The organism is Kitasatospora sp. NPDC089913 (assembly GCF_044748625.1).
Classification (GTDB): Bacteria; Actinomycetota; Actinomycetes; order Streptomycetales; family Streptomycetaceae; genus Kitasatospora.
In genome coordinates this window covers 15,846-42,339 of record NZ_JBIVGI010000009.1, presented here as the reverse complement: position 1 = coordinate 42,339, position 26,494 = coordinate 15,846, and the positions used below count along the sequence as shown (strand labels likewise).

General features: G+C 75.0%; 11 protein-coding genes. 6 read left to right on the top strand and 5 right to left on the bottom strand.

Annotated elements, in window-relative coordinates:
- Positions 1–67 precede the first annotated feature (67 nt).
- Positions 68–4,894: an FtsK/SpoIIIE domain-containing protein gene (locus ACIPYS_RS16310; RefSeq protein WP_400746711.1), complete on the top strand. Its 4,827-nt coding sequence runs from the start codon at positions 68–70 to the stop codon at positions 4,892–4,894.
- 57 nt (positions 4,895–4,951) lie between these two features.
- On the opposite strand, the gene ACIPYS_RS16305 is transcribed toward ACIPYS_RS16310, so the two are convergent.
- Entirely contained in the window at positions 4,952–5,254 is a 303-nt protein-coding gene (locus ACIPYS_RS16305; RefSeq protein WP_030396211.1) for a WXG100 family type VII secretion target, read from the bottom strand.
- Positions 5,255–5,325: 71 nt separating this feature from the next.
- Positions 5,326–6,108: a hypothetical protein gene (locus ACIPYS_RS16300; RefSeq protein ID WP_093859200.1), complete on the bottom strand. Its 783-nt coding sequence runs from the start codon at positions 6,106–6,108 to the stop codon at positions 5,326–5,328.
- A 185-nt stretch (positions 6,109–6,293) separates the two neighbouring features.
- Between ACIPYS_RS16300 and ACIPYS_RS16295 the strand changes: the two genes are divergently transcribed.
- The 4 genes from ACIPYS_RS16295 to ACIPYS_RS16280 all read left to right on the top strand — a co-directional run bounded on the left by ACIPYS_RS16295 (position 6,294) and on the right by ACIPYS_RS16280 (position 19,921).
- Positions 6,294–14,621: a putative T7SS-secreted protein gene (locus ACIPYS_RS16295; RefSeq protein ID WP_400746708.1), complete on the top strand. Its 8,328-nt coding sequence runs from the start codon at positions 6,294–6,296 to the stop codon at positions 14,619–14,621.
- Between the two features lie 146 nt (positions 14,622–14,767).
- On the top strand, positions 14,768–17,332 hold the full coding sequence (locus ACIPYS_RS16290; protein WP_400746705.1) for a right-handed parallel beta-helix repeat-containing protein: 2,565 nt from the start codon (positions 14,768–14,770) through the stop codon (positions 17,330–17,332).
- 101 nt (positions 17,333–17,433) lie between these two features.
- A complete protein-coding gene (locus ACIPYS_RS16285) occupies positions 17,434–18,771 on the top strand; it encodes a GH1 family beta-glucosidase (protein ID WP_400746703.1) in 1,338 nt (445 codons plus the stop codon).
- A 109-nt stretch (positions 18,772–18,880) separates the two neighbouring features.
- Entirely contained in the window at positions 18,881–19,921 is a 1,041-nt protein-coding gene (locus tag ACIPYS_RS16280) for a glycosyltransferase family 4 protein (RefSeq protein WP_400746700.1), read from the top strand.
- Positions 19,922–19,971: 50 nt separating this feature from the next.
- Here the strand turns inward: ACIPYS_RS16280 and ACIPYS_RS16275 are convergent, their stop codons facing one another.
- Complete coding sequence (locus tag ACIPYS_RS16275; protein ID WP_400746697.1) at positions 19,972–21,210, bottom strand: glycosyltransferase; 1,239 nt, start codon at positions 21,208–21,210, stop codon at positions 19,972–19,974.
- Between the two features lie 340 nt (positions 21,211–21,550).
- Here ACIPYS_RS16275 and ACIPYS_RS16270 point away from each other — a divergent pair, with 340 nt between their 5' ends.
- Positions 21,551–22,369, top strand: coding sequence for a phospholipid scramblase-related protein (locus ACIPYS_RS16270; RefSeq protein ID WP_400746940.1), 819 nt, complete (start codon positions 21,551–21,553; stop codon positions 22,367–22,369).
- A gap of 83 nt (positions 22,370–22,452) precedes the next feature.
- Here the strand turns inward: ACIPYS_RS16270 and ACIPYS_RS16265 are convergent, their stop codons facing one another.
- Together ACIPYS_RS16265 and ACIPYS_RS16260 are read right to left on the bottom strand one after the other, a co-directional pair.
- A complete protein-coding gene (locus ACIPYS_RS16265; protein WP_400746694.1) occupies positions 22,453–23,598 on the bottom strand; it encodes a hypothetical protein in 1,146 nt (381 codons plus the stop codon).
- Between the two features lie 30 nt (positions 23,599–23,628).
- Positions 23,629–26,163: a hypothetical protein gene (locus ACIPYS_RS16260; protein WP_400746692.1), complete on the bottom strand. Its 2,535-nt coding sequence runs from the start codon at positions 26,161–26,163 to the stop codon at positions 23,629–23,631.
- Between the last annotated feature and the right edge of the window lie 331 nt (positions 26,164–26,494).

The window sequence follows — 26,494 nt, the reverse complement described above, 5'->3', positions numbered from 1 at the left end:
AGCCGTCCCGGCCGACGACCCGCCCCGACCCCCAGTCCAGCCCGCCCGACCCCCTGGAGACCTCCCGGTGAAGCTGACCGTCACTGTCGCCGACGGCACCGACCGTCGCGACCACGTCCTCGACCTGCCTCCCGGCGCGACCGTCGGCGAACTGGCGGCGGCCCTGGACCGACGGGACCCCGACCCGGTGGAGGCCGTCGCGACCGCCGGACCGGGCTACGGCCCCGGTCCGTCCGGCGGCGACATGGAAGCCTTCCTGGCCGGAACGGGAACCGTCGCCCCGCGCGGACTCCACCTCGGACCGCGGCGGTTGGACCCGGCGACGGCCGTCGCCGGGACGGGGGTACGGGAGGGTGCCGTGCTCGGTCTCGGGGTCCCCGCCGACGAGCCCGACCCGGTCCGGAGCAGCGCGCCGGACCGGCGCCCGGGCGACCCCGTCCAGCTGGAACTGCACCTCGTGTCCGGTCCGGGGGCGGGGCGGGTCTGGCGGCTCGGGCCCGGCAGCCACGAGATCGGCACCGATCCGTCCTGCACAGTCCGGCTCCGTGGCTCCGGCGCTCCGGCGGGCGGCCTCTGGCTGACCGTCGGCCCGGACGGCTCGGCGGGTTGGCACCGCGCTCCGGTCGGTCCCGGCCGGCCGGACGGTCCCGGGGGCTCCCCGGACGACGACCCCGACCGCGGCAGTGACTTCGACGGCTACGGCCACGGCTACGGCGACCGGGACGGCGACGGCGCGGGCGCCCCCGAGGGCGGCGGCCCGTCCCGGGGCGAGGGTGAGGGCGACGAGGCGGTCGCCCTCCGCACACCGAGCCCGCCCGCCACGGACCGCGACGTCCACAGCGACCGCACCCGTCGTACCGCCACCGGTGAGCGCGCCCCCGCCCCCGCCCGCTCCGCCCGCCGCGGCGCCCCGCGCCCGGCCGCCCACCGCGCCGACGGCGGCACCGCCTGGCCGCTGGGCGCCGACCTCACCGTCGGTGCCGCGCTGCTGCGCCTGGTCGAGCCGGTCGAGCCGGACGCCGCCGTGGTGGCGTCCGCCGACGGCATCGGCGTCGACTACAACCGCCCGCCGCGGATCGTCCCGCACCTGGACGCCGAGCGGATCCGGCTGCCCCTGCCGCCGACCGCCCCCTCCCGGCGGCCTTTCCCGCTGCTGCTGATGCTGGCCCCGATCGTGCTCGGCATGGTCATGGTGGCGGTCTTCCAGTCGTACTTCTACCTGGTCTTCATCCTCTTCAGCCCGCTGATGGCCGTCTCCAACTGGATCGTCGGCCGGCGCGGCAACCGCAAGCAGCACGAGGAGGCGGTGGCCCGCTACGAGGCGCGGCGCCGGGTCCTGGAGCAGGAGGTCCGGACCGCCGCCGACCGCGAGCGCCGGGTGCGCGGAGTGGCGGGGCCGGACCCCGCGACGGTCGCGCTGACCGCCACCGGCCCCGGCGGCCGGCTCTGGGAGCGCCGCCGGCACGACCCCGACCACCTGGTGCTGCGGCTCGGCACGGTCGACCAGCCCTCGGTCAAGGAGATCGACGACCCGGCACGGGACGAGAACCACCGCCTGGTGCGCTGGAACATCCCGGACGTGCCGATCGGCATCGAGGTGGCGGAGTTCGGCGTGGTGGGGGTGGCCGGCACCGGGCCCGTGGTGCAGGCGCTGGCCCGCTGGCTGGTCGCCCAGTCCGCCGTCCTGCACAGCCCGCGGGACCTGCGCGTCGTCGTCCTCTCCGACCGCTCGCGCGACGACGGCTGGGCCTGGGTGCGCTGGCTTCCCCACCTGCGCCCGCCCGGCGGAGCATCCGGACCGGGCGGCGGCGCCGGGCCGGTGGTGGCCGTCGGCAACGACCCGGAGTCCACCGCCAACCGGATCTCGGAACTGGTCGCGCAGATCCAGGCCCGTCGGCGGGTGCTCGGGTCCTCCATGGGCAAGGCGATGTTCAACGAGCCGGACGTGCTGGTGATCGCCGACGGGGCGAGGCAGTTGCGCGACGTGCCCGGCATGGTGCAGGTGCTCACCGACGGGCCGGGGGTCCGGGTGTTCAGCGTCTGCCTCGACGCCCAGGAACGGCTGCTGCCCGAGGAGTGCGGCACCGTCGTCCTCGCCGCCGGACACCGCCTCACCGTCCGCCGCACCGGCGCACCCGACCTCACCGACGTGCGCGCCGACCTGGTCGACGCCGACTGGTGCGAGCGGGTGGCCCGGGCGCTCGCGCCGGTCCGCGACGTCAGCCCCGAGCACGACGCCGGACTGCCCCAGCTGGTCCGGCTGCTGGACCTGCTGCGGCTCGAACCGCCGGACCCCGCCGCCCTGCTGGCCCGCTGGCGCCGCCGCCCGGCCACCACCTCCTTCCTCCTCGGGACGGGCTACGACGGCCCGCTCACCCTCGACCTGGTCCGCGACGGACCGCACGCCCTGGTCGCCGGGACCACCGGCTCCGGCAAGTCGGAGCTGCTCCAGTCCTTCGTCGCCTCGCTGGCCGCCGCCAACCGCCCGGACGAGCTCACCTTCGTCCTGGTCGACTACAAGGGCGGGTCCGCGTTCCGCGAGTGCGCCGAACTCCCGCACAACCTCGGTATGGTGACCGACCTGGACGCCCATCTGGTGGAGCGGGCGCTGGAGTCGCTCGGCGCCGAACTGCGGCGCCGCGAAAGGCTGCTGGCCGATGTCGCGGCCAAGGACCACCCGGAGTACCGGTCCAAGCGGGTCGCGGACCCGACGCTGCCCCCGCTGCCGCGGCTGCTGCTGGTGATCGACGAGTTCGCCACCCTGGTCCGGGAGGTGCCCGACTTCGTCCCCGGGCTGATCGGGATCGCCCAGCGCGGCCGCTCGCTCGGCATCCACCTGGTGCTCGCCACCCAGCGGCCCTCGGGCGCCGTCACCAGCGACATCCGCGCCAACACCAATCTGCGGATCGCGCTGCGGGTCACCGACTCCACCGAGAGCCAGGACATCATCGACACCTCCGAGGCGGTGCACATCCCGGCCTCCGCGCCCGGGCGCGCCCTGGTCCGGCTGGGGCACCGGTCCACGGTGCCGTTCCAGAGCGCCTGGGCCGGTGCGGCCCGCCCCGACCCGGCCGACCCGGACGGCGCGGCCGCCGCCGAGCGGCCCCGCGGGGCGGTGCGCGCCGCCGCTCTGTCCTGGAGCGGCCTCGGCCGCCCGCTCGCCCTGCCGCCGGTGACGGGCGACCCCGCCGCACCCGCCGCACCCGTCCCCACCGACCTCCAGGCCCTGGTCGCCGCCGTCCGCGAGGCCGCCGCCGCCCTCGACGACTTCGTCCCGCAGCCCAGCCCCTGGCTCCCCGCCCTGCCCGAGGAGGTGCAACTCGACGAGGTGGCGGCGCTGCTGCCGCCCCCCGAGGACGGGGCGCTCCCGGTGATCCCCTACGCGCTGGAGGACGTCCCCCAGCTCCAGCAGCGCCGGGTCGCCACCGTCGACCTGGCCTCCTTCGGTCACCTGTACGTGATCGGCGCCCCCCGGTCCGGCCGCACCCAGGCCCTGCGCACCCTGGCCGGATCGGTGGCCAGGACGGCCTCCTGCGCGGACGTCCACCTGTACGGGATCGACGCCGCTGGCGGCGGCCTGGCCGCCCTCAACGCCCTGCCGCACTGCGGGGCGGTCGTCTCCCGGCACGACCACGAACGGCTCGAACGCCTGCTGCACCGGCTCACGGCCGAACTGACGCGACGTCAGGAACTGTGCAGCGACCGGCACGCGGCCGGGCTCAACGAGCTGCGCGCCGCCCTTCCGAAGCCGGAGCGGCCCGCGCACGTACTGCTGCTGATCGACGGCTGGGACGCGCTGTCCGGGCTGCTGGACGACCACGACAACGGCCGGCTCGCCGACCTGGTCACCCGGCTGCTGCGGGAGGGCGCCGCGGCCGGCATCCACGTCGTCGCCACCTCCGAGCGCTCACTGCTGGGCGGCCGGCTCGCCGCGCACAACGACCACAAGCTGCTGCTGCGCCAGGGCGACCGCAACGACTACCAGTTGGTCGGACTCTCGCCGAGCAAGGTGCCGGCCGGCATCCCGGCCGGCCGCGGCTGGCACACCCTGAGCGGCACCGAGACCCAGGTCGCGCTGCTCGCCCCCGGCGCCGGCGGCCGGGAACAGGCCAGGGCGCTGGCGGCGATCGGTGCGGAGAGCACCCGGCGCGACAGCGCGGTGCCGGCCGGACTGCGGCCCTTCACGGTCGCCGCGCTGCCCCGCTCGGTGGACTTCGCGGAGGCCTACGCGGCCGTCCCGGAGGAGTCCCGCCGCCCGCTGTGGGGCCTGCTGGGCCTCGGCGGCGACGACGCCGGACCGGTCGGGGTGGACCTCGCCGGGGCCGCCGCGGCCTTCGCGGTGCTCGGCCCGCCCGGATCCGGCCGCAGCACGGCGCTCGCCTCGCTGGCCGTCTCCCTGCTCGCCGGCGGCACCGGGCTGGTCGTCCTCGCGCCGCGCCACTCCCCGCTGCGGGCGCTGGCCCGGCACGCCGGGGTCCGGGTGCTGACCGATCCGGACCCGTCCGCGCAGGACGTGCAGGCCGCCCTGGACGAACTCGCCGGCCCCCGCGTGGTGGTGGTCGACGACGCGGACCTGCTGGCGGCGCCCGCCTGCGACCGGGTGCTCAAGGAGGTCGCCGCCTTCGGCCGGGACCGCGGCCTCGGCCTGCTCTACGCGGGGTCGGCGGACGCCCTCCAGCTGGCGATGGGCAGTTGGCTCAGCGCGGCCAAGCGGGCCCGGCGGGGGCTGCTGCTGGGGCCGAAGAGCCTCCAGGAGGGCGACATGATCGGGGTCCGGCTGCCGGTGCACCTGATCCGGGCCACCCCGGTCGCGGGCCGCGGCTGGACCACCGGGCGCGGCGGCGAGGCGATGGCCGTGCAGGTGCCGCTGACCGTGCTGCGCACCGAGGACTGAGCGCACCGCCGGGGTGCGCGGCACGGAGCCGCGCACCCCGGCGGTGCGGTGGCGGTGTCAGCTGCTCTCGCGCAGGCTGCTCGCCATGTCCTGGTCCATCTGGTGCATCTGGTCCTTGATCTGGCGGAACTGCTTCGCGAAGCCCTTGATGCCCTCCATCGCGGCCAGCAGGCTGGTGTTGAACTTGTCGTACGCCTCCTGCATCGCCGGGCTGGACTGCTGGAACACCATGCCGTCGCCGAGCAGGTTGTTCACGTTGTTCTTCAGGTCGTTGAGCATCGGCACGATGTTCTCGGCCGCCGAGTCGAGCTGGCCCGAGGTGGTCTCGATCTTCTCGAAGTCGAGGGAGATGTTGGGCATGTCGCGGTCCTTTCGAAGGGGGGATGGCCGGCCGGGGAGGTCGTGGGTCCCGGCCGGTTCGGGCGGCGCCCTCAGTCGTCCTGGGAGCTTCCGCCGCCGGTCTGCTGCCACTCCTGGCCGGGGCCGTTGCGGTGGTACTGGGTGGCCTTGCCGTCGTTGTCGGTGACGGTCATGTCGCCGCTGCCGTCCTCGTGCAGATGCGTCTCGGCGTGGTTCTTGGTGCCGTCCGCGTACACGGTGTCGGTGGTGAACGAGCGGCCGTGGTCCGAGTAGCTGGTGGTGGAGGTGTAGCTCTGCCCGTCGTGGGTGACGGTGGTCTCCTCCTTGATCACGTTGTGGTCGGAGTCCAGGGTGAGGTGGGTGTGCACCGAGCCGTTCGCGGTGTCGATGGTCTGGTCGACGGGCGGTGCGCCGGGGTCGGTGGCCCGGCAGAACTCCGGCACGGTGCCGTCCGCGCCGGGGTGGCACTGGTCGGCGTGGGCGTTGCGGTACTCCCAGGCGGCCTGCCGGTCGCGCCACTGGTCGAGCCCCATGTTGGCGCCCATCACGCCCAGCCCGTCGGCGATCTGGGCGTCCACGTCGAAGAAACCGTCGGCGACGGCGCCGAACACGTCGCCGAGCTTCTTGAGGTGGTCCACGGCCCGGTTCATCGGGTCCTTGGAGAGCCGGTAGAGGCTGCGGAAGCCGTTGGTGACGTTCGGGTCGCCGAACACCGCCTGGGCGTCGCCGAGCTTCCCCGAGCCGTACTGGGAGAACAGGCTGTCGTGCAGGGTCGGGGAGATCCGGTCGGCCAGGTTGTGGAGGTCCTTGCGGGCCTCGTGCAGGACGCCGTAGTCCATCGAGAAGTCGGGCACGGGATTTCCCTCCGGTCGGATCGGCGCGCGGTTCCCGGTCGACCACGTGCCGGCGGCCCGCACGGTTCACCGGACAGCGGAGGCCGGCCGTCGTGAACCGTCCGGGACCCCGGCACGTGGTCCCCCCGAGAGGTGCCGCGCGCCGCGGCGGCCGGGCCGTGCCCACGGACGAGGAGGAGACGACGGTGCCCCAGCGTCCGACCGACTGGAACGCGATCGGCCTGTCCGCCGACCCCACACCGGGGGACCCGGACCGGATCGACGAGGTGCAGCGCTCCCTGGCCGACCTCGGCCGCACCGCCCGGGAGATCGACGACGCCCTCGCCGCCGTGCTCGACAAGACCGGCCAGGGCGCGTTCACCGGGCAGACGGCGGACGCCCTCCGGGACAAGATCAGCGGGCCGCTGCGGGCCTTCGTCCAGTCGGTGGCCGACGGCTTCGAGAACTCGGCGCGGGCCCTGACCACCTACGCCGGAGTGGTCCGCGACCAGCAGTGGCGCGCCGACAACGCGCTCTCCCAGGGCCGCGGCCTGGCCGAGGACGACACCCGGCGCACCGACCTGGCGAGCACCGCCCGTCAGGCCGGCACCGCCCAGGACGAGGCCGGCCGCACCGCCGGATCGGCCCTCAGCAGCGCCGCCCGCGGGATCAAGCAGCCGGTCTCCGACTGCGACCTGTTCTGGGAGGCCTTCCAGTGGCTGGCGATCGCGCTGATCCTGCCCGCGCTGATCTTCGGCGGGCCGATCGCGCTGCTCGCCATCGGCGTCAACCTGGCGATCTTCGTGAAGACCGCGGTCGACTTCTCCCAGGGCAAGGCCAGCGCGCTCGACCTCTTCCTGTCCGGCCTCGGCATGATCGCCCCCACCACCAAGGGCCTGCCGCTGCTCAAACTCATCAGCGCCGGGGCCAAGTTCACCTGGACCGGGATCAAGGGCGTCGCCCAGGCCGTCGGGGGCTTCTTCCGCGGCGTCTTCACCGGCGGCGGCTCGCACGCCTTCGCCTTCCTGCCGGGCCTCGCCGACCTCGCCCGGATGACCGGCGGCTGGGTGAAGGCGGGCGGCCTCTGGGTGCTGAACGGGGTCACCAGGCTGCCGCACTTCGCCGGGGTGACCTTCCGGGCGAGCGGCATCGCCGTGGTCAACGGCGTCAAGGGCCTGCCCGCCCTGGTCCGCGGACTGCCGGCCAACCTCCGGCTGGCCGGGTCCGCCTCCTGGGACTTCGCGCGCGCCCAGCTCGGCGGCGCCAAATGGCTGCGCCTGGTGCTGCCCGTCGACGCGGCCGAGATCGGCCGGTACGGGCTGCGCGGCGCCCTGCGGATCGGCCTCTGGGAGCGCGGGGTCCTCGGCAACTTCCGCTACGGCGCCCCGCTGCTCGGCACCGCCGGGCGGACCGCCGCCGCCGTGCCGGTGCCGCCGCCGGTGCACAAGGTCGATGCCCTGGTGGACCTCTCCCGCACCGATCTGGCGAAGGTCAGGGTCGGCGACTGGGCCGGGCCGCGGCGGCTGGAGATCCCGCACCTGGAACCGTCCGGCTCCGGCCTCTCCTACACCCGGCCGTCCGACTTCCGCCTGCACAACGACCTGGCCGACCGCCTCTCGATCGCCCCGGACGCCGTCCGCCGGCTGGACGCGCTGCTCGACACCCCGATCCGCGAGCTGCGCCCGGTCGGCAGCTGGGCCGGCGGCACCGTCGTCACCCCGGGCGGACTGCACGTGGAGACCGGACTCGGCGTCAGCGCCGCCCCCGGCGGCCTGCACGGGATCGGCGGACTCACCGGTGCCCCGACCCCCGCCCCCGTGCACCTGGCCGACACCCTCACCGTCGGTGCTCCCGCCACCGCCCACGCCCCGAACCTCCAGACCCAGGCGCTCGCCCTGCACCAGGCCGGGGGTGCGCCGGCCGCCCTCGGCACCGGCGCGCTGCACACCGCCTCCCCGGCCGCCCCGGCCGTGCACACGGCCGACCTGTTCACCCCGTCCGCCGCCGCCGTACCGCACCTGACCACCGGTACGCTCCCGACCGCCGCGCTGCACGGCGGCGGCACGGGTCTGCCCTCGGCCGTCACGGGTGCCGTGACCGTCCCCGGTCTCGGCACGACCGGCCCCGGCGCGCACCTGAACGGCGCCCTCGACCTGCTGGCCACCGGCTCCCCGCTGAACCGGGCCGACGCTCCGGTCTTCACCGCGGGCGGGAACCTCGGCGACCACAGCACCCGGGCCCTGGCGGCCAGTCAGGTCAACCTGCACCTGGGGGAGTTCGCGGCGCCCCGGGTCACCGCGAGCCCGGCCCCGGCGCTGCCGCCGGTGCACGCCGTCACCCCGCCCACCGCGCTGGTCGGCGTGCCCGGCCCCGGCGGTGTCACGGACCTCGGCGGGGCCGGGGCGCACGGCGGCCTCGGCCGGGTGGACGAGGCGCTCGGACTGCTCCAGCCCGGCCCCGGACACGGGCACGGCCCGGTCCAGGGGCTCGCCGGGCCGGTCCCGGCGGCACCCGCCCCGCTGCCGCCCGCCGTGCTCGGTTCGACGCCGCTGCCGCCCGTCACGCCGCTGGCCCAGGGCCCGGTGGCGCCGCTGCCGCCGGTCGGCCCGGCGCACCCGGCCGCCGGGTCGGCGCACGACCTGCCGACCGTGCCCGGTACCGGCGGACACGGCGGCCCCGAGCGGCTGACCGGCGCCCAGCTGGACCGGCTCTGGCGCGAGCAGGCCGACCGGGTGGCCGGGCTGTTCGGCGCGAGCGACGACCCCGGCCGCGGCGCCCGGCTGGACGCCTGGGCCGACCTCACCCTCGCCCGGCACGACCTCGGCCGGGCCGAACGCCTGCTGGCCGACCTGCGGGCGCGCCCCGGCGGCGGTTCCCGCCCCAGCCCGGTGGTGATCCACGCCGAGGCGTCGGTGGACGCGGCCGCGTTCAAGGTCGACGTGGCCCTGGACCGGGTCACCGGCCTGGGCATCGACCCCGCCCGGATGGACCGCGACCTGGCCGCGCTGACGGCCGACAGCCTGCGCGAGCGTCCCCGGCTGCTCGGCGGCTCGGACGGCGGCGGCGGGGTGCCCCCGCACATCGGACAGCAGCCCCAGCTCGTGCCCCAGCCCGGTCCGGCCCCGCACGGCCAGGGCCCGCAGCACGTCCCACCGCAGCACGTCCAGCCGCAGCCGCCCGCGCCGCAGCCCGTCGTGCTCGCGCTCGCCGACCAGGGCACGGCGGGCCCCAACGGCCTGCGGGTCGAGTCCACCGTCACCCCGAACGGAACCGTGCACCGGGTGCTCGACGCCCACGACGTGCCCGACCCGATGCTGCAGCCGACGCCCCGTCCCGGCGGCGGCTTCGACCTGCACGACACCCGGCTCGGCACCACCCAGTCCTACGACGGCGGCGGCCGCCTGATCGCCGAGGACCTGCCGCTCACCGGCCTCGACGGCGGCCCGGCCGGCCTGCGCGTGCACACCGACTTCGACGCCCAGGGCGCGGCCACCCACCGGGTGCTCGACCCCAACGGCGCGACCGGCCTCCAGGCCGCCCCGCGCCCCGGCGGCGGCTTCGACCTGCGCGACCCCGCCACCGGCGGCCACCGAGGCTTCGACCACGCCGGCCGGCTGGTGGAGGAAGGCCGTCCGCTGCTGCGCGGCGACGGCACGGCGTTCGGCCCGGTCCTGCTGCTCGGGCACGACAACGGGACGGTCACCCGCTCGCTGTCCGGCGGCGGACACACCCTCACCGAACTGCCCGGCGGCGCCGGCCTGCGGGTCACCGACCCGGTCTCCGGCCGCTCGGCGCTGTTCGACAACGGCGGGGCCTTCCGCGCCGAGGGCCTGGCCCTGGGCGACGGCGCGGGCCTGCGCGGCCACCGCTTCGCGATGCGCCAGGGCGGCGGGTTCGTGGTGACGGACGTCGCGGGGGCAGTGGTACCGGGTTCCTCGGCGGTAGGTGTCGTGGGCGGCGGGGTGCGGGTCACGGAGGCGGTGTCGGGCGGTTCGGTGCGCTTCGGCGCGGACGGTCTCCAGGTGGAGCGTGGTGTGGCGCTGGCGGACGGGGCGGGGGTGCGCGGCGTGCGCTTCCTGGAGGGGGCTCCGCCGCGGGTGACGGATGTGTCGGGTGCGGCGGTGCCGGGTCTGTCCGGGGAGGGTCTGGCGGGTGGCGGTTGGCGTGTCACCGACTCGGTGTCGGGTGGGTCGACGCGGTACACGCCGCAGGGTGCGGTGGTGGAGAGCGGTGTGGCGCTGGCCGACGGCGCCGGCGTCCGGGGTGCGCGGTTCCTGGAGGGTGCGCCGCCGCGGGTGACGGACGTGTCGGGGGCGGCGGTGCCGGGCCTGTCGGGCGAGGGCCTGACCGGTGGCGGCTGGCGGGTGACGGATCCCGCGTCCGGTGCCTCGACGCGGTACACGCCGCAGGGCGCGGTGGTCGAGAGCGGGGTCGCGCTGGCGGACGGGGCCGGGGTCCGGGGCGCCCGGTTCCTGGAGGGGAACCCGCCGAGGGTCACGGACGTGACGGGCGGACCGACGGGTCTGTCCGGGGAGGGTCTGGCGGGCGGTGGTTGGCGCGTCACCGATCCGGTGTCGGGTGGGTCGACGCGGTACACGCCGCAGGGCGCGGTGGTCGAGAGCGGCGTGGCCCTCGCGGACGGGGCCGGACTGCGCGGCGGCCGGTTCGTCGTGCCGCAGGGCGGCGGGCACGCGCTCACCGACGCGGCCGGCGGCGCACTGCCCGAGCGCGTGGTGGCGCACCCCGGCGGCGGGTTCCGGGTCGAGGGCGCGCCCACCGTCCCGGGCGGCGGCGTCCCGTACGAGCGGTTCGCCGCCGACGGCACGCCGACCGCCGGCGGGCGGCAACTACTCGATGGCAACGGTGCCGTGGTGGGCCACCTGGAGCGCCCGGTGCCCGCGCCCGGCCACCCGGCGCCCGGCGGGCAGCCGGCCTGGCTGGACGCCGCCTTCCAACCGGACGCCACCCGGGTGGTCACCGCCGACGGCGCCGGTCTGCGGGTCACCGTCGCGGGGGGCTCCTACCGGGTCTTCGACGACGCCGGGCGCCTCACCGACGACGCCGCCCGGCTGCACGCGCCCGGCGGCGGCGCGCTCGACCAATGGGTGGTGGTCCACACCCCGCCCGGCGGTCCGCGCACCCTGGAGGTCCTGGACGCCACCGGCACGCCGGTGCCCAACCTCACCGCCGCCGACCGGCCCGGAGGCGGCTTCCAGGTCACCGACGCCGCCGCCGACAACGGCTTCGTCCGCTACGGCGCCGACGGCGGCCGGCTGGAGACCGGCACCGCGCTGCGCGGCCCCGACGGCAATCCCGACCGGACCTTCGCCGTGCTGCCGCCGCCCGGCCCCGGCGGCGCCGCCCTCCCGGGCCACCTGGAGAACGCGGCGGGCGCGCGGATCCCCGAACGGGCCGTCACCGTCCGCGCCGACGGCGGCCTCCAGGTCTCCGTCGACCGGCCGAACGGCCCCCGGCACGGCGAGTTCACCGCCCACGCGCCGGGTGACGGACGGATCACCCACCAGGGGTTCAACGTCGTCGACGGCGGGCGGCGCACCGACCACCAGTACGTCGTCGACCGCACCCCGGCGGCCGGCGCGACCTGGAGCCGGCAGCCGCACCCGGCCGCCGCCGTGCCGCCGCCGGCCGGCACCGGCGCCTTCCACCACGGCCGGGTGGAGATCACCGGTGGCGGCGACCGGATCCGGCTGCTCTCCTCCACCTACACGCCGGTCGAGGTGTTCGAACGCCGGGTGCTGCCCGGCGGCGGCCTGCTGGACTCCTTCCGCCGCACCGACACCCTGCTGTTCGGCGACCTCGACCGCCGCACGGTCTGGACGCAGTGGGACGCCGCCGGCGGCCTCGGCGCGCACGGCACCCGGCGCTACGACACCTCAGGCTTCGGCTGGCGGGACCTCGACCACCGCGGCAACCCTGTCCACGAGTACCGGGACGGGCTGCAGAAGACCGGCGGGGTCACCGGCCACACCCTCGCCGTCCGCAACGCCGACCGCAGCTGGACCTGGCACCGCTTCGACGGCGCCGGCCAGGAGCTCGCCCACGGCCCGCGCACCCAGCACCGCGACGCCGGCTGGACCGACCGGCTGGCCGACGGCACCCTGGTGCAGAAGCAGTGGGGGATGGGCCACGGCCCCGGCAAGGCCGGCCAGTTCCTGGAGCACACCTGGCAGGGCGGCGGCGTGCGGCAGACCTGGGAGCGGCACTCCCCGCACGGCAAGGAGGTCGGCAAGCGCGAGGTCCTGGCCACCGACAACGGGGTGCTGACCACCAGCCGCTGGTCCGAGCAGCGCCCGCCGGTGTGGGTGCGCCGGCACCTGGTGGGCGCCGGCGGGCCGCAGGGCGTCGCCGCGCACCTCGCCGACGACACCCGCTACCAGGTCTTCCTGTGGGACAAGGCGGGCGGCGTCAACCCGGGCGGAGGCGTCCGCTACGTCGGCATGGACGGGGCCGCCGTCGACCTCGGGGCCGACGGCCGCTTCGTCCGCTCCACCGGGAAGCTGCACGGCGGCACCACGCTCAAGGTCGGCGACCACGCCAACCCGCCCGCGTACCCGCCCACCAACGCGGCGCACCTGCCCTGGGAGGAGCCCGGCCGCCGCGGCTACCGGGCCGAGGTGGTCCCGCCCGCCGGGGCCGGCCGCGACCACCCCGTGTGGCAGGACCGGTTCAGCCCGGACGGCGGCGCCAACTGGCAGGTCGCCCGGGAGGGCTTCGCCGACGGCTCGGTCCGCGAGTACCGGGTGCCGCCCCAGGTGGACCCGGCGACCGCCAACGTCCAGGGCCGGGGCACCCACGCCTGGGTCCAGCGGGACGCGCACGGCAACCTGACCGGCAGCCACGACATCTGGCAGGATCCCCAGGCCAACCGGATCGAGGTCACCGGCGCCGGCCGCCCGGACTCCGGCCGGTGGACCTGGACCGCCACCGACCACCTCGGCAACCGGACCACCGGCCGCCGCGAGTTCTTCCGCGGCTCCGACGACCCCCGGCTGCCCTGGGACGACTCCTTCCGGGACTTCGACGCGGGCGGCGCGCTGCTCCGCGAGCGCAACATGCTGGACGGCGGCCGCTGGGTCGACTCCTGGCGGGGTGCGGCCCCGCCCGGCGGCGGGCAGCGCTGGCACACCGCCAAGTACGAGGCGAACGGCACCGCCGTCGACTTCGGCGCCGGGCAGCAGGTGCGCCGCTGGTGGAACGCCGACACCCGGGCCTGGCAGGACGGCTGGACGGCCGGGACCCGGCACTTCCGCGACGAGTTCCGCCCGGCCGCCGGCGGCCCCGCGCTCACCCTGCGCGAAGTGCCCCCGCACCTCGCGCTCGGCGAGGGGCCGCTGCGGGTGCGCCAGTACGTGCCCGGTGGCAACGCCCCGCACCCCGCCGGGAGCTGGAAGGAGTTCGACCACGGCGCGGTGGTCCGCGAGCGCAAGCCGCTCGGTGACGGCACCTTCCTGGAGAAGGACGCCTGGCGCGGCCAGTGGCGCCGCTACGACCAGCACCAGCGGATCGTCGCCCAGCGCACCGACAGCGGTCTGGTCTGGGAGACCGGGCCCGGCGGCAACCTGCGGGTCACCGGCAACGAGTACGACTTCCGCGGCCCGCTCACCGAGATCCGCGGCTTCGGCCGGCGGGTCCGCGAGGCCAACCGGCTGCCCTGGGGCGACTCGGTCGAGGTGCGGGTGCCGCTGATGCAGAACGCCCTCGCCGGCGTGCCGGGGCTGCCGGCGGCGCGCAACGGGGCGGTCCCGCTCGGCGAGGCCCTCTACCAGCCCTACTGGAAGGTGCTGGCGAAGAAGGTCGCGCTGGAGTTCGGCCAGGAGTTCGTGCTGGAGTTCGGCGCCAACCTGGCCGTCAACGGCATCGTCGCCGCCGCCAACAACAAGCCCTTCACCGGCAAGGACGTGCTCAAGTCCTTCGCCAACGCGGCGGTCGGGGCGGGCGTCAAGAGCCTGGTCTCCACCGGCATGCACGAACTGCGCGGCAGTGCCGCCGGCGGCCCCAAGTCGGTGTTCGGCAACGTCGACGGCGGCAAGCACGAACGACGCCACCCGAACAACCACGACAAGCACTGGGCCAACGAGTGGGCGGGCAACGAGACCCCGACCCGCTGGCGCGGCGGCACCTACGACTTCTTCTACAACGCGGCGCTCGGCGGCGTCGTCGGCTGGGTCAACGGCGCGATGAACGCCTCCGTCTGGGGCGTCACCGGCGCCGACGGCAAGACCCACGTGCTCAGCGGCATGGACGCCTTCCTGGACGGCGGTATCGCCGGTCTGGCCGGCCTCACCACCGCGAGCAGCGCGGCGCTCGCCAAGAACGCCGTCATCGCCGGCGGCGGCAGCCGCTTCTTCCACCGCCAGGGCTTCGCCGAGTTCTGGCTCCAGCTCCCGTTCAAGATCTTCGAGAAGACGGTCACCTCGCTCTGGCTGACCAACGCCTACCGGGCGAGCATCAACCCCGCCTGGTACCGCGCACCCCTGCCCGCCCCCGCCCCCGCACCGCCGCCCGCCCCGTGACCCCGCCCGCCCCGTGGCTCCGGCCGGTTCCGGTAGCCCGGCCCGTGACCCGGCCCGGCCCGGCCCCGAGACCGTGCCCGTAGCCCCGCCCGCCTTCCCGCCTTCCCGCCTGCCCGCCCCGCACCGAAGCAAGGACAGCAGCCCTGATGCCCCACCGGACGACCACCCGGACCCACGCCGTCGGCCCGCGCGGCCGCGGTGCCCACCGCCTCGTCGCCGACGCCCTGCGGGCCGCGCAGCCCGGTGACACCGTGGTCGTCGCGCCCGGCCGCTACCAGGAGTCGCTCGAACTGGCCCGCCGGGTCGTCCTGGTCGCCGAGCAGGGCCCCGGGACAGTGGTGCTCGCGGCCCCGCCGGGCGGCGCCCCGGCGCTCCGCGTCCTCGGCCCCGACTGCCTGCTCCGGGGCCTCGACCTGGAGGGCGCCGACCCCGGGGACCCGGCCGTCACCGTCACCGCCGGGGCCGGCCTCGTGCTCGACCGCTGCACCGTGACCGGCGGCCGGATCGAGGTCCGCGGGCCCGAGGGCGCCGAGCCGGGGGACTTCCGCGAGGGCGAGGAGGGGACCTCCGCCGTCCTGCTGCGCGACTGCCGGCTGACCGGCGCCCGGCACGCCGCCCTGCGCCTGTCCGGCGGTGCCCGGGTGCGGATCGAGTCCACCACCGTCGCCGACGTCGACGGGGTGGGCGCGGTGCTCGCCGGCACCGCCCGGCTGGACGTCACCGGCCTGCGCCTGGAGTCCACCACCGGCTCGGGGGTCCGGCTGCGCGGGAGGTCCCGGCTGCGGATGACGGAATCCCGGCTGACCTCGCCCGGCCGCGCCGGGCTGCTGCTGGAGGACACCGCGCACGCCCTGGTCACCAACACCCGGATCGAGACGCCCGGGACCGCGGGCCTCCACCTCGGCGGCGACTCCCACGCCGACCTGACCGACACCCGGGTGCTGCGCCCCGCCGCCAGTGCCCTGGTGCTCCAGGACGCGGCCCGGCTGACCGCCGACGGCTGCACCGTGACCGCCCCGGGCGCCAACGGGCTGCTCGCCACCGGCACGGCCCGCGCCCGGCTCACCGACTGCCGGCTGGAGGACTCCGGGTTCAGCGCCGTCCACCTCGCCGACCGGGCCGAGGCCGCGTTCACCGACTGCCGGGTGCGCCGGGGCGCCGAGCACGGCTTCCACGTGGCGGGCTCGGCCGTGCTGGGCCTCACCGACAGCACGGTCGGCGAGATCGTCCTGACCGGCGTCGCCGTCACCGACGAGGCCCGGGCCACCGTCACCGGTTGCCGGATCGACACCGCGCACACCGGGGTCGCCGTCGCCTCCCCGGCCGGCTCCCGGATCGACCGCACCACGGTCGTCGGAGCCGCCCGGGCCGGCCTCGAGGTCTCCTCCGGCGGCCGCGCCGTGCTGACCGGCAACCGGGTCACCGGCTCGGGCGCCGCCGGACTCCTGCTCGACTCCGGTTCCGAGGCCACGGTGGAGGGCGGTTCGGTCGAGGGCGGCAGCGGCTCGGGCGTGGTCGTCTGGACCGGCGCCCGCCCGGTGATCAGCCGCCTGCGGATCGACGGCACCGGCCGCAACGGCGTGTACTTCGCCGAGGGCGCGGGCGGTCTGCTGACCTCCTGCGACCTGGTCGGGACCCGGCTGCCCGCCCTGCACCTGGCGGCCGGTGCCGCGCCGCGGCTGCGCCGCTGCCGGGTGCTGGACTGCCCGGCCGCGTTCGGCGGCGACGGCTCGGCGGTCCCCGTCCTGGAGCAGTGCGACGTCGACGGCGCCCCGCTCGCCTTCGTCGGCGCACCCCAGCCGCCCGCCGCACCCGTCCTGCCGGGCCTGCCCGCCGTACCGGCGGTACCCCTCCCGCCCGCCGCGGCGCCCGCCGAACTCCCCACGGCGGAGCCCGAGGAGGAGCACCTGGACGACCTGCTGGCCGAACTCGCCACCCTGGTCGGCCTGGACCGGGTCAAGCACGACGTCCACTCGATGGTGAAGCTGATGCAGGCCGTCCGGCTGCGCGAGGAGGCCGGCCTGCCCGCGCCGCCGCTCAGCCGCCACCTCGTCTTCGCCGGCAACCCCGGCACCGGCAAGACCACCGTCGCCCGCCTCTACGGCCGCCTGCTCAAGGCCCTCGGCCTGCTGCGCCGCGGCCACCTGGTCGAGGTCGACCGCAGCGCGCTGGTCGGCGAGTACGTCGGCCACACCGGCCCGCGCACGGCGGCCGCCTTCAACCGCGCGCTCGGCGGCGTCCTGTTCATCGACGAGGCCTACTCGCTGGTCCCCGAGTCCGGTGGGCACGACTTCGGTCTGGAGGCGGTGGCGACCCTGGTCAAGCTGATGGAGGACCACCGCGACGACGTGGTGGTGATCGCCGCCGGCTATCCGGCGGACATGGCCCGCTTCGTCGGCTCCAACCCCGGACTCTCCTCCCGCTTCACCCGCACCCTGCTGTTCGAGGACTACTCCGCCGCCGACCTGGTGGCCATCGTCGAGCACCAGGCGCGCGAGCACCGCTACGAGCTGACCGGCCCGGCGCGCCTGCGCCTGCTCCACCACTTCGAGACGCTCCCGCGCGGCGCCGGCTTCGGCAACGGCCGCTCGGCCCGCCAGACCTTCCAGGAAATGACCGAACGCCAGGCCCAGCGGATGGCCGAGGCCGTCACCCCCACCCCCGACCAGCTCTCCACGCTCGAACCCGCGGACCTCCCCGCCACCGTCTGACGGCCGACACGGCGCCCACCGCCGCCCACCGCCGCCCTCTGGCGGTACGGCGCCACGTCGGTAACATGAGCAGTCCTCACATTTTCGCCCGGGAGGCTGCCATGCCGGATCGCTTCGACCTGCCGGCGGGGTTCCGCTGGGGTGTCGCCACCGCCGCCCACCAGATCGAGGGGGCGGTCGACGAGGACGGCCGCGGCCCCTCGATCTGGGACACCTTCACCGCCCGCCCCGGTACCGTCCGGGACGGGCACACGGGTGCGGTGGCGTGCGACCACTACCACCGGTACGCCGAGGACATCGCCCTGATGCAGGGCCTCGGAATCGACGGCTACCGCTTCTCCATCGCCTGGCCCCGGATCCGGCCCACCGGCGCGGGGCCCGTCAACCCTGCCGGACTCGCCTTCTACGATCGCCTGGTCGACGCGTTGTTGGAAGTGGGCATCACCCCGCTCCCCACCCTCTTCCACTGGGACCTCCCGCAGGCCCTCGAAGACACCGGCGGCTGGCTGAACCGCGACACCGCTTACCGCTTCGCCGAGTACACCGCCCTCGTCGCCGACCGCCTCGGCGACCGCGTACCCGCCTGGATCACCCTCAACGAGCCCTTCGTGCACATGGTCTACGGCTACGCCCTCGGCATCCACGCCCCCGGCCGCGCCCTGATGCTCGACGCCCTCCCGGTCGCCCACCACCAACTCCTCGCCCACGGCCTGGCCGCCTCCCTCCTCCACGAGCGCGGCCTCGACGTCCTCGTCTCCAACAACCTCACCCCGGTCGAACCGGCCTCCGCCTCGACCGCCGACCTCGCCGCCGCCGACGCCTACGACACCCTCCACAACCGCCTGTTCACCGACCCGCTGCTCCTCGGCCGCTACCCCGACCTCACCGCCTTCGGCGCCGGCCCCGACCTCCACGGCGCCGTCCGCCCCGGCGACCTCGACCTCATCACCGCCACCCCCCTCACCGGCCTCGGCGTCAACTACTACAACCCCACCCGCATCGCCGCCCCCACCGACCCGGGCCTCCCCTTCGCCTTCGCCGAGATCCCCGACGTCCCGCACACCGCCTTCGGCTGGCCGATCGTCCCCGACGGCCTGCGCGCACTCCTCGTGGGCCTCCGCGACCGCTACGGCCCCGCCCTCCCACCGGTCACCGTCACCGAGAACGGCTGCTCCACCACCGAGGGCCCCGACGACCCCGTCCGCGTCTCCTACCTCTCCACCCACCTCGACGCCCTCGCCGACGCCGTGGCGGAGGGCGTCGACGTCCGCGGCTACTTCACCTGGTCCCTGCTCGACAACTTCGAATGGGCCGAGGGCTACCACCAGCGCTTCGGCCTCGTCCACGTCGACTTCGACACCCAGCAGCGCACCCCGAGGGCCTCCTACGCCTGGTACCGCGAGCTGATCGCCGCCCACCGGGCGCTCCGCGCGGGGTAGTCGGCCTCGGTCCGGGGCCCCGGACCGAGGCCGCGGCGGGCGGGCGGTCCCGGGTTCCGTGCTTGCCATTTCGCCGACATCTCCGGGGCGGGCTGCCTATCGTGGTCGGGTGATCTCCCACGTCTGGACGCCTTCCTCGTTCTGGACCCCGCCGCTTCCGCTGCTGCCGGGAAGCGGTGGGACCGAGACCTTCACCCTGGGCCAGTGCCGGGAGTTGACGCGCCGGGGCGTCGACAACCAGGTGGTCACGTTCCGGCTCGGGGGGCAGGACGGCCGGGTACGGGCGCCCGATGTGCGCTTCACCGGCTACCCGACTCCGGACGAGGTCGGCCTGCTGGAGGGCGAGGTGGTGCTGGCGACCGAGCCGCTGCGGCTGCCGACCGTCCGGGTGCCGCACGTGATGATGCACAACCTCCCGCTGGTCGGCCGGGACCGGGCGTTCTACCGGGAGGGGTACGCGGGGCACCGGTTGCTCGCGCCCAGCTCCGCCGCCGCCCGGGGGTGGGCCGCCTTCCTGGGTCTGGACCCGGGCGGGATCGGGGTCGTCCACCCGTTCGCCGGCGCCGAGTTCGCGAACGAGCCGGAGCCGGAGCGCGGTGCGGGTCCGGTGCGGGTGCTGTTCGCGGGGCGGCTCGGCCCGGAGAAGGGGGTCTACACGCTGTTCGAGGCCCTGCACTCCTTCGCGGGGGACCGGGACTTCGCGTTCACGGTGGTGCTGGCGGGCAGCCAGGACGCCGCCTACGCCTTGGTGGAGCCGCTGGTGCGGGCCCATCCGATGATCGAGGTCGTGCCGCCACGAACCTCCCCACGGGAGATGGCGCGGCTGCTGGTGACGCAGGACGTGCTCGTGATGCCCAGCCACAGCACGCTGTGGGTGGAGCCGTTCGGCACTCTGTCGGCCGAGGCGCAGCACGCGGGATGCCGAGTGGTGGCGAGCGACCTGGGCGGCCTGCCCGAGTCCGACTGCGGGGGGCTGGTGCTGTGCCGCCCCGACGACCCGCTCGCGCTGGGCCGGGCGATCCGCCGGGCGGCGGCGCTCGGCCGGCTGACGCCCGCCGAGCGGGCGGCCGCTGCCCGGCGCCGCACCGTGGCGCACTCGGTCGACGAGCTGCTGGCCGCGTTGAACTCCGGGCTGCCCGTGCTCGGCTGAAGCGCGGCCCATGGGGACACGGTCGGTCGCCTGCGGTGGCGGGTGGGCGGTCAGCCCTCCCCGGCCGGGCCGTCGCGCGGGGCGGCGACCCGGTGGTAGATCGCCCGGATGTCGTCGGCCCACCGTTGGGCGCCGTAGACGCTGCCGGCGTGGTCCAGGCAGGCCTGTCGGCGCGCCGCCGTGCCCGAGGTCAGCACGTCGACCAGCGCTGCCGCGAGCGCGGCCGGGTTCCGTGGAGGCACCAGTGTCCCGACGCGCGGGTCGGCGACGCTCCAGCGCAGGCCGCCGACGCGCGCCGCGACGACCGGTGTGCCGCAAGCCATCGACTCCACGGCAACCAGACCGAAGGGCTCGTAGTGCGAGGGAACGGCCGTGACGTCGGCGGCACCGTAGTAGCGGGCGGTGGCCGAATGGGGGACGGGTCCGCGCAGGTGCACACCCCCGGTCAGCCCGTGGTGTTCCACCAGCTCCGCCAGCGGTCCGGGGCCGGTGCGCCGCCCCGGCTCCTCGCCGCCCACGACGACCAGCACCGCGGCGGGGACCGCCCGCCGGACGAGGGCGAAGGCGGGGACGAGGTCCTCCCAGCCCTTGCGCGGTTCGAGCCGCCCGACGAACAGGATCACCGGTGCGTCGACCGGCAGGCCCAGTTCGGCGCGTGCAAGGGCCCGGTCCCTCGGGGTCGGGGCTGCGGTGTCCACTCCGGGAGGCACCATGTGCAGGGTGTCCCGGGGCGTTCCCAAGAGCTCTTGCAGGTCGGCGAGTTCGCCGGGGCTGCTGGCCACGACGGCGGCGGCGCGCAGGCCGATGCGGCGTTCGGTCCGGTGCCTGGCCGCGAAGTGCTCCCCGTCCGCCGTGCCCGGGCCGATCGCCGCCCGGCGCACCGCTCCCAGGGAGTGGTGGGTGTGCACCAGCGGCACCGGGTAGCGGTCGCCCAGCCGCAGGGCGGCGGCGGCGGAGTACCAGTAGTGACTGTGCACCACGTCGTACCCGCCCGCCTCCTGGTGGAGCCGGACCACCCCCTCGCAGAACTCGTCGAGGACGTCGCCGAACCGCTCGCGGGGCAGTGGTCCGACCGGTCCGGCCGGTACCCGGACGGTCCGCGCGCCGGGGGCTATCTCCTCCTGCCGGGCCAGCCGCCCGTCCGCCCAGCGGGTGACGACGTCGACAGTGCAGCCGCCGTCGGCCAGTCGTCTCGCGAGTTCCCTGACGTAGACGTTCTGTCCGCCGCAGAACTCGCCTCCCGGGGTGGCCATCGGGTCGGCGTGGTCGGAGATGTGCAGGACACGCATGCTGATACCTCGGCGGGGCGGTGTCGGGCGGAGTCGGGCGGAGCCGGTCGGTTTCGTCGTTCGGGGCCGGAACGGTGGACGTGGGGCAGCCGTGATGTCAACTTCCCACCATGGAAAGCCTTTCAGGATTCGCGGCATCCGACCACAGGGCCGTCCGCAGGCCGGGCCCGGTCGGTCGCCCCGTCGACGGAGGCGGCTGTGGTCGTCCGGCCGGTGCCGACGGAGCCGCGGTGCTCCCGCCGACGCCCGCAGCTATGAACGGCACCGGGAGTGCCCCGGGTGTGACATCGGACACACCGTCGTCCTCGGGGGGCCGTCAACTGGTCCCCGTGGCGGTCGAATCCGCAGGTCGGCGGCGCGAACCGCAGCCCCGGCCGACCCGGGGGCGGTCGAACGAAATAGCGGGCCGGGGAGGTTTGACCCTAGCCTGCCCGCCATGTCCCAGAACACGAACACTCCCGGTTTCCCCGGGCAGCCGGCCGCTCCGGTCGGCGACTCCGCCAAGGTGCAGCGTCAGGTGCACCAGCAGGCCGGTGTCGGACCGGTCGCCGGTGGCGGCGGCACCCTCTTCTCCGAGCCCGTCCTGGTGGTGAACCAGAAGGCGAAGCTGATCGAACTCACTAACGAGTACGCCGTCTTCGACCAGCAGGGTGCCACGCTGGGCTCGGTGGTCCAGGTCGAACAGAGTGCGCTGCGCAAGGTGATACGGCTGCTCACTTCGCTCGACCAGTACCTGACCCACAAGCTCGAGATCCGGGACGCGCACGGCACCCCGGTGCTGCTGCTGACCCGCCCGGCGAAGTTCATCAAGTCGCGGGTGGTCGTGCAGCTTCCGAACGGTCAGGAGGTCGGCCAGATCGTCCAGCAGAACGCGATCGGGAAGATCAACTTCGCGCTGGAGGTCGGCGGGCAGAAGGTCGGCGCCGTCAAGGCCGAGAACTGGCGGGCCTGGAACTTCTCCATCGTCGACGCGACGGACACCGAGATCGCCCGGATCACCAAGACCTGGGAAGGCCTGGCGAAGACGATGTTCACCACGGCCGACAACTACGTGCTCCAGATCCACCGACCGCTGTCGGACCCGCTGCTCAGCCTCGTCGTGGCGACCGCGCTGACCGTCGACACCGCGCTGAAGCAGGACGCCCGCGGCCTCGGTTAGCCGCGACCGCGACCCGTTCGTTGTCCGCACCCCGCCCCTCCGTCCAGGGGCGGGGTGCGGTACGCACAACGACGGAGGAGGGCTCAGCCGGGGCGGCGACGGGTGAACTCCGCGATCTGGGCGCGCCGGAGGGCATCGATCTTGAGGTCCTCGCGACTGGGGTCGGGGAGGACGGCGTTCGGCCAGACCAGGGCCAGTTCGTAGCCGAAGTCGGCCAGCCAGTCGAGGCGTTCGGTGAGAACGGCGCCCGGTGCCTGGGTCTTGCGGGACTGCTGGAGAACCGGCCAGAGGTTCTGGGTCCGGCGCATCGGCCCGATCTGGTCGAGCACCACCCTGTCGCCCCGGGCGGTGGCGTCCCGCTGCAGGGCGTCCAGCTCCCCGCCGGTGATGCAGCCGAACTCGCCGAGGAACGGGCGCGTGCCGCTCAGGCCGGAGAGCACCGGCAGGGCGTCCACCCCCGGGAGCGAGGCGTAGTAGTGGAACTGCGGGCGGGTCACCTTGACGCTGCCGAAGACGTTGGCGATGTCCCGGTGGAAGCGGTGCCCGACGGTGGACGGCAGCCCGGCCGCCTCCACGGCCGCCACGCAGTCCCGCATGAGCGCGGTGAGGGCGTCCTGGTTGACGGACTGGCCGAAGAGGTCGCCCGTGATCGGGCTGACGCACCAGTACGGCTCGTTGACGACGTCCACGGCGTGAACGATCCTTCGGTGCTTCGCGATCGCCGCGACCAGTGGTTTGACGGTGCCCTCGACGAAGGTCGCCCGGAGGTTGCGGTCCTCGGCCACGGCCCGCCGGCCGCGGCCGTAGTTGAGGTCGGTCGGGGTGGGTGGCCCGGGGCCGAAGTACTTCAGCGACCAGGCTTCCGGCTCGTCGAAGAAGCCGAAGTCGAGGAGGACCGGGATGATCCGCAGGTCCGCCTTCTCGCACTTCACCAGAAGTTCCTCCACGTCGTCGAGGAACTTCGGGTGGAGCCGTTTCGGCGGTTCGAACCGCCAGCGGGCAGCCCCGTTGAGGGCGCTGACGCAGAAGACGGTCCCGTCGTAGTTGACGCCGTGCGCCATCAGCCACATCCGCACCACGGTGACGCCGAGGCCGCGCAGGGTGGCGAGGTTGCGGTCCAGGTCGGAGCCCGGCGCCTGCCACGGGTGCGGTCTGCCCTTCTCGTGGATGTTGGGCCCGATGGTGATCGGGTCGTTGCGCATCCAGGGGTAGTTGACCCCGACCTCCATCAGGACCTCCAGCGCGCGGCCTCCGCCGGCTCAGCTCATCTGCGGGAGATTGGTGTTGAGTTGGATGTCGGTTCCGGAGGAGGGGGTGTACTCGTTCCACTCGGCGATCAGCTCGCCCTTCTCCCCGGGCTGGACGACGGGGATCGGGGTGACGGTGCCGTCGTGCCGGTGCAGCAGCCGGTCGAGGGTCAGCCGGCCGGGGTCGGGAACCGCCACGACCGTGCAGGTCTCCTGGAGGTCGCGGTGGCGGGTGGAGTCGATCACGACCGGCGCGCCGGGGGTGAAGCCCCGGCTGGAGGTGACCGCAATGGTCACCGGCAGCCCCGGATTGGCCGGGTTGGGCCCGATGACGGCCGAGCACTCGGTGCTCACGGTGTCCTCGATCCGGACGGTGCCGCGGCCCGGATTGGCCGGCGGGATGCCGGGGTAGTAGCGGTCGTCGTAGGCGGCGATCTCCTGGGCGACGGTCAGGTAGGGGTGGTCGGCGGGGATGTCGGCGTCCTTGAAGCCGCCCTCGCAGAAGCGCACCCAGGCGTCCTCCCAGCCCTTGCGGATGGTCAGGACGATGCGCGCCCCGCCGGCCCGCAGGAACGCCTGCCGGGTGGGGTCGGGATGGCGGAGGTGCCGGACGAAGTCCCAGGAGTCGGGGGCGTCCCAGAAATAGGAGTAGAGGAAGGTCACCACGTTCTCCCACTCCACGGCCTGGTTGACGAAACGGACCAGGTCCTCGTGACGCCTCAGCCTCGCCCAGGCGCCGTCCGGCGGCTTGAGCACCCCAGGCGCGAACCCGGCGCCGTGCGCGGTGTCCACGCCGGCCGCGCGGAGCGCGTCCACCGCGCCGGGTGCCATGAACTCGTACTCGGTGCCCAGGAGATGGCGGAGCACGCACTTCATGATCTCGTCGTTCTCCTCGCGCCGCAGGGTGAGGGTGTCCACCCCGGCGAGGCGGTCCTCCAGTGCGGCGATCCGGTTGGCGATGTCCTGCTGTTCGGCGAGGTACCTGGTCTGCGCGGCGTCGTGCAGCATGTTCCACACCTGGGACTGCCAGCGGGAGAACAGCTCGGGCGTCCGGGCGGTGGTGATCTTCAGGCCCACCCAGGCGGGCCCGACGTCGTGGAGGAAGATCAGCACGTTCTGCTCGCCGGTGCGGCCCTTGAAGGCGTTGTACGGCGGATCGCTGAGCACCACGGCGTCGTGCAGGGGGTCGCCGGAGTCCCTCTCGAAGCCGCTGCCCTCCACGCCGTAGTGCATCCGCGGATTGTCGCTGAGCATGCCGAGGTGGAACTCCGCCGTCACGGCCGAGACGGCGTAGCCGTCCTCGATCCGGAAGCGCATCGGGTAGAAGTGCCAGCCCCCGCCGGCCGGCACGTTGTCGTTGGGGAAGAGCTCCTTGGTGGCCTCGGGCGGGTCCGGAACCTGCACGCCGTACAGATCGCCGAGGTAGCGGTAGTGCTTGCGGTTCGGCGGGAACCCGGGCGCCTGGTCCGCCGGACGGACGTCGTCGGTGATGTCGTCGTGCGGCAGGTTGAAGACGAACGGGCCGAGTGCGGCCCGCAGCGCGGCCAGTTCGACGTAGTCCTTGCGGATCGCCGCGGAGGGCTCCGGGACCACGATGTCGTAGGCCGCCCGCAGCCCGTACCGGTACAGCCGGACCCGCCAGGTGCGCAGCAGGCTGAAGTAGTCGATCCGGACCGCCTGCGTCTGGCTCGGGTTCTTCACCGTCCGGGTGGTGGTCTCCTCGGTGCCGGTGACGGTCAGGGTGGAGATGGTGACCTTGTGTTCCTGCTTGGCCCGTGAGGACGCCTTCTGGGTCAGTCCGGAGGCGTGCTTGCGGCTCTCCGACGCGGAGGTGGAGGAACTGTCCTGGGCGGTGAACCCGGACGAGGCCGAGCCGTTGATCACCGGAATGCCGCCGGACACCGTACCGGTGATGTTGAACTGGTTGGAGTGCTGCTGCTGGTTGGCGGTGGACTGGGAGAGCTCGGTGTTGTCGGTGACTCCCGTCTCGCTGTAACTCTCCAGTGAGTCCGTCACGATGGAGGTGAACTCCCGGGAGGTGACCGACCACTCCTTGTGGGTGACGGCCGTCTCCTCCAGCGGGGCCAGCGGAATGGTGGCGATCAGCTCACCGCGCTGGATGCCGGCCGGCGCCATCTCCAGGCGCTCCAGGTTGAGCATGCTCAGGCGGCTGGAACGGGTGTTGAACACCAGGCTCTGGACGGCGACGGCGGCGCGGTCGGCGTGCGCGGTCGCCGAACCGCTTGTGGTGCGGCGCAGTTGCGCGAGCGCGAGGCCGAACGCGACGAGGTCGTCGACCGGCACCTGGGCGAACGGCGCGGGCCCCGGTGGATCCGCCGCACCCTCCTCGTACCCGGTGAGCAGTCGGGCCAGCGCGGCCCCGCCCGGCTGGCCGGCGGCCCGTGCGGTGGCCTCCACCTCGCCCGGCCGCAGGGCGAGTTGGTGGGCGAAGCTGTGCTTGAGCAACGCCTGTCCGCCGGACGGCGGCGCGATGTCCAGTGCTACCAGGGTGGCCTTGGGAATGTGCCGCGAGGCGGGCGCCAGCACGGGCGGGGGATCGCTCGGGGGAGTGGCCGGGGCCGGGATGCCGACTCCGGGCGCCGGGGCGCCGACTCCCGGTGCCGGGACGCCGACTCCCGCCGTCGGAGCGGCGGACGGTGAGTGGCCGATGATTGATGCGGGCTCGGGTGCGTGATCGGACATGGTCGTCCTCCCGGACGCGTCGATCTGGCGAGCAGTCAGGAAGCAGGTATGCCAAGCCTAGGAATCCGCTCACCGCGATGGCCAGGTCCCGACCTCCACTGTCACCTCATCGAGTGACACCACCACGGCGTGTCGCGCGCCGGGGTCCCGTTCCGTGCCTCCGTGCCGGGTCGAC

What these genes read in the sequence shown, in the direction of transcription:
- ACIPYS_RS16275 (WP_400746697.1), bottom strand. Translation starts at nt 21,210, where the DNA reads ATGCGTGTCCTGCACATCTCCGACCACGCCGACCCGATGGCCACCCCG.
- ACIPYS_RS16265 (WP_400746694.1), bottom strand. Translation starts at nt 23,598, where the DNA reads ATGGAGGTCGGGGTCAACTACCCCTGGATGCGCAACGACCCGATCACC.
- ACIPYS_RS16305 (WP_030396211.1), bottom strand. Translation starts at nt 5,254, where the DNA reads ATGCCCAACATCTCCCTCGACTTCGAGAAGATCGAGACCACCTCGGGC.
- ACIPYS_RS16285 (WP_400746703.1), top strand. Translation starts at nt 17,434, where the DNA reads ATGCCGGATCGCTTCGACCTGCCGGCGGGGTTCCGCTGGGGTGTCGCC.
- ACIPYS_RS16290 (WP_400746705.1), top strand. Translation starts at nt 14,768, where the DNA reads ATGCCCCACCGGACGACCACCCGGACCCACGCCGTCGGCCCGCGCGGC.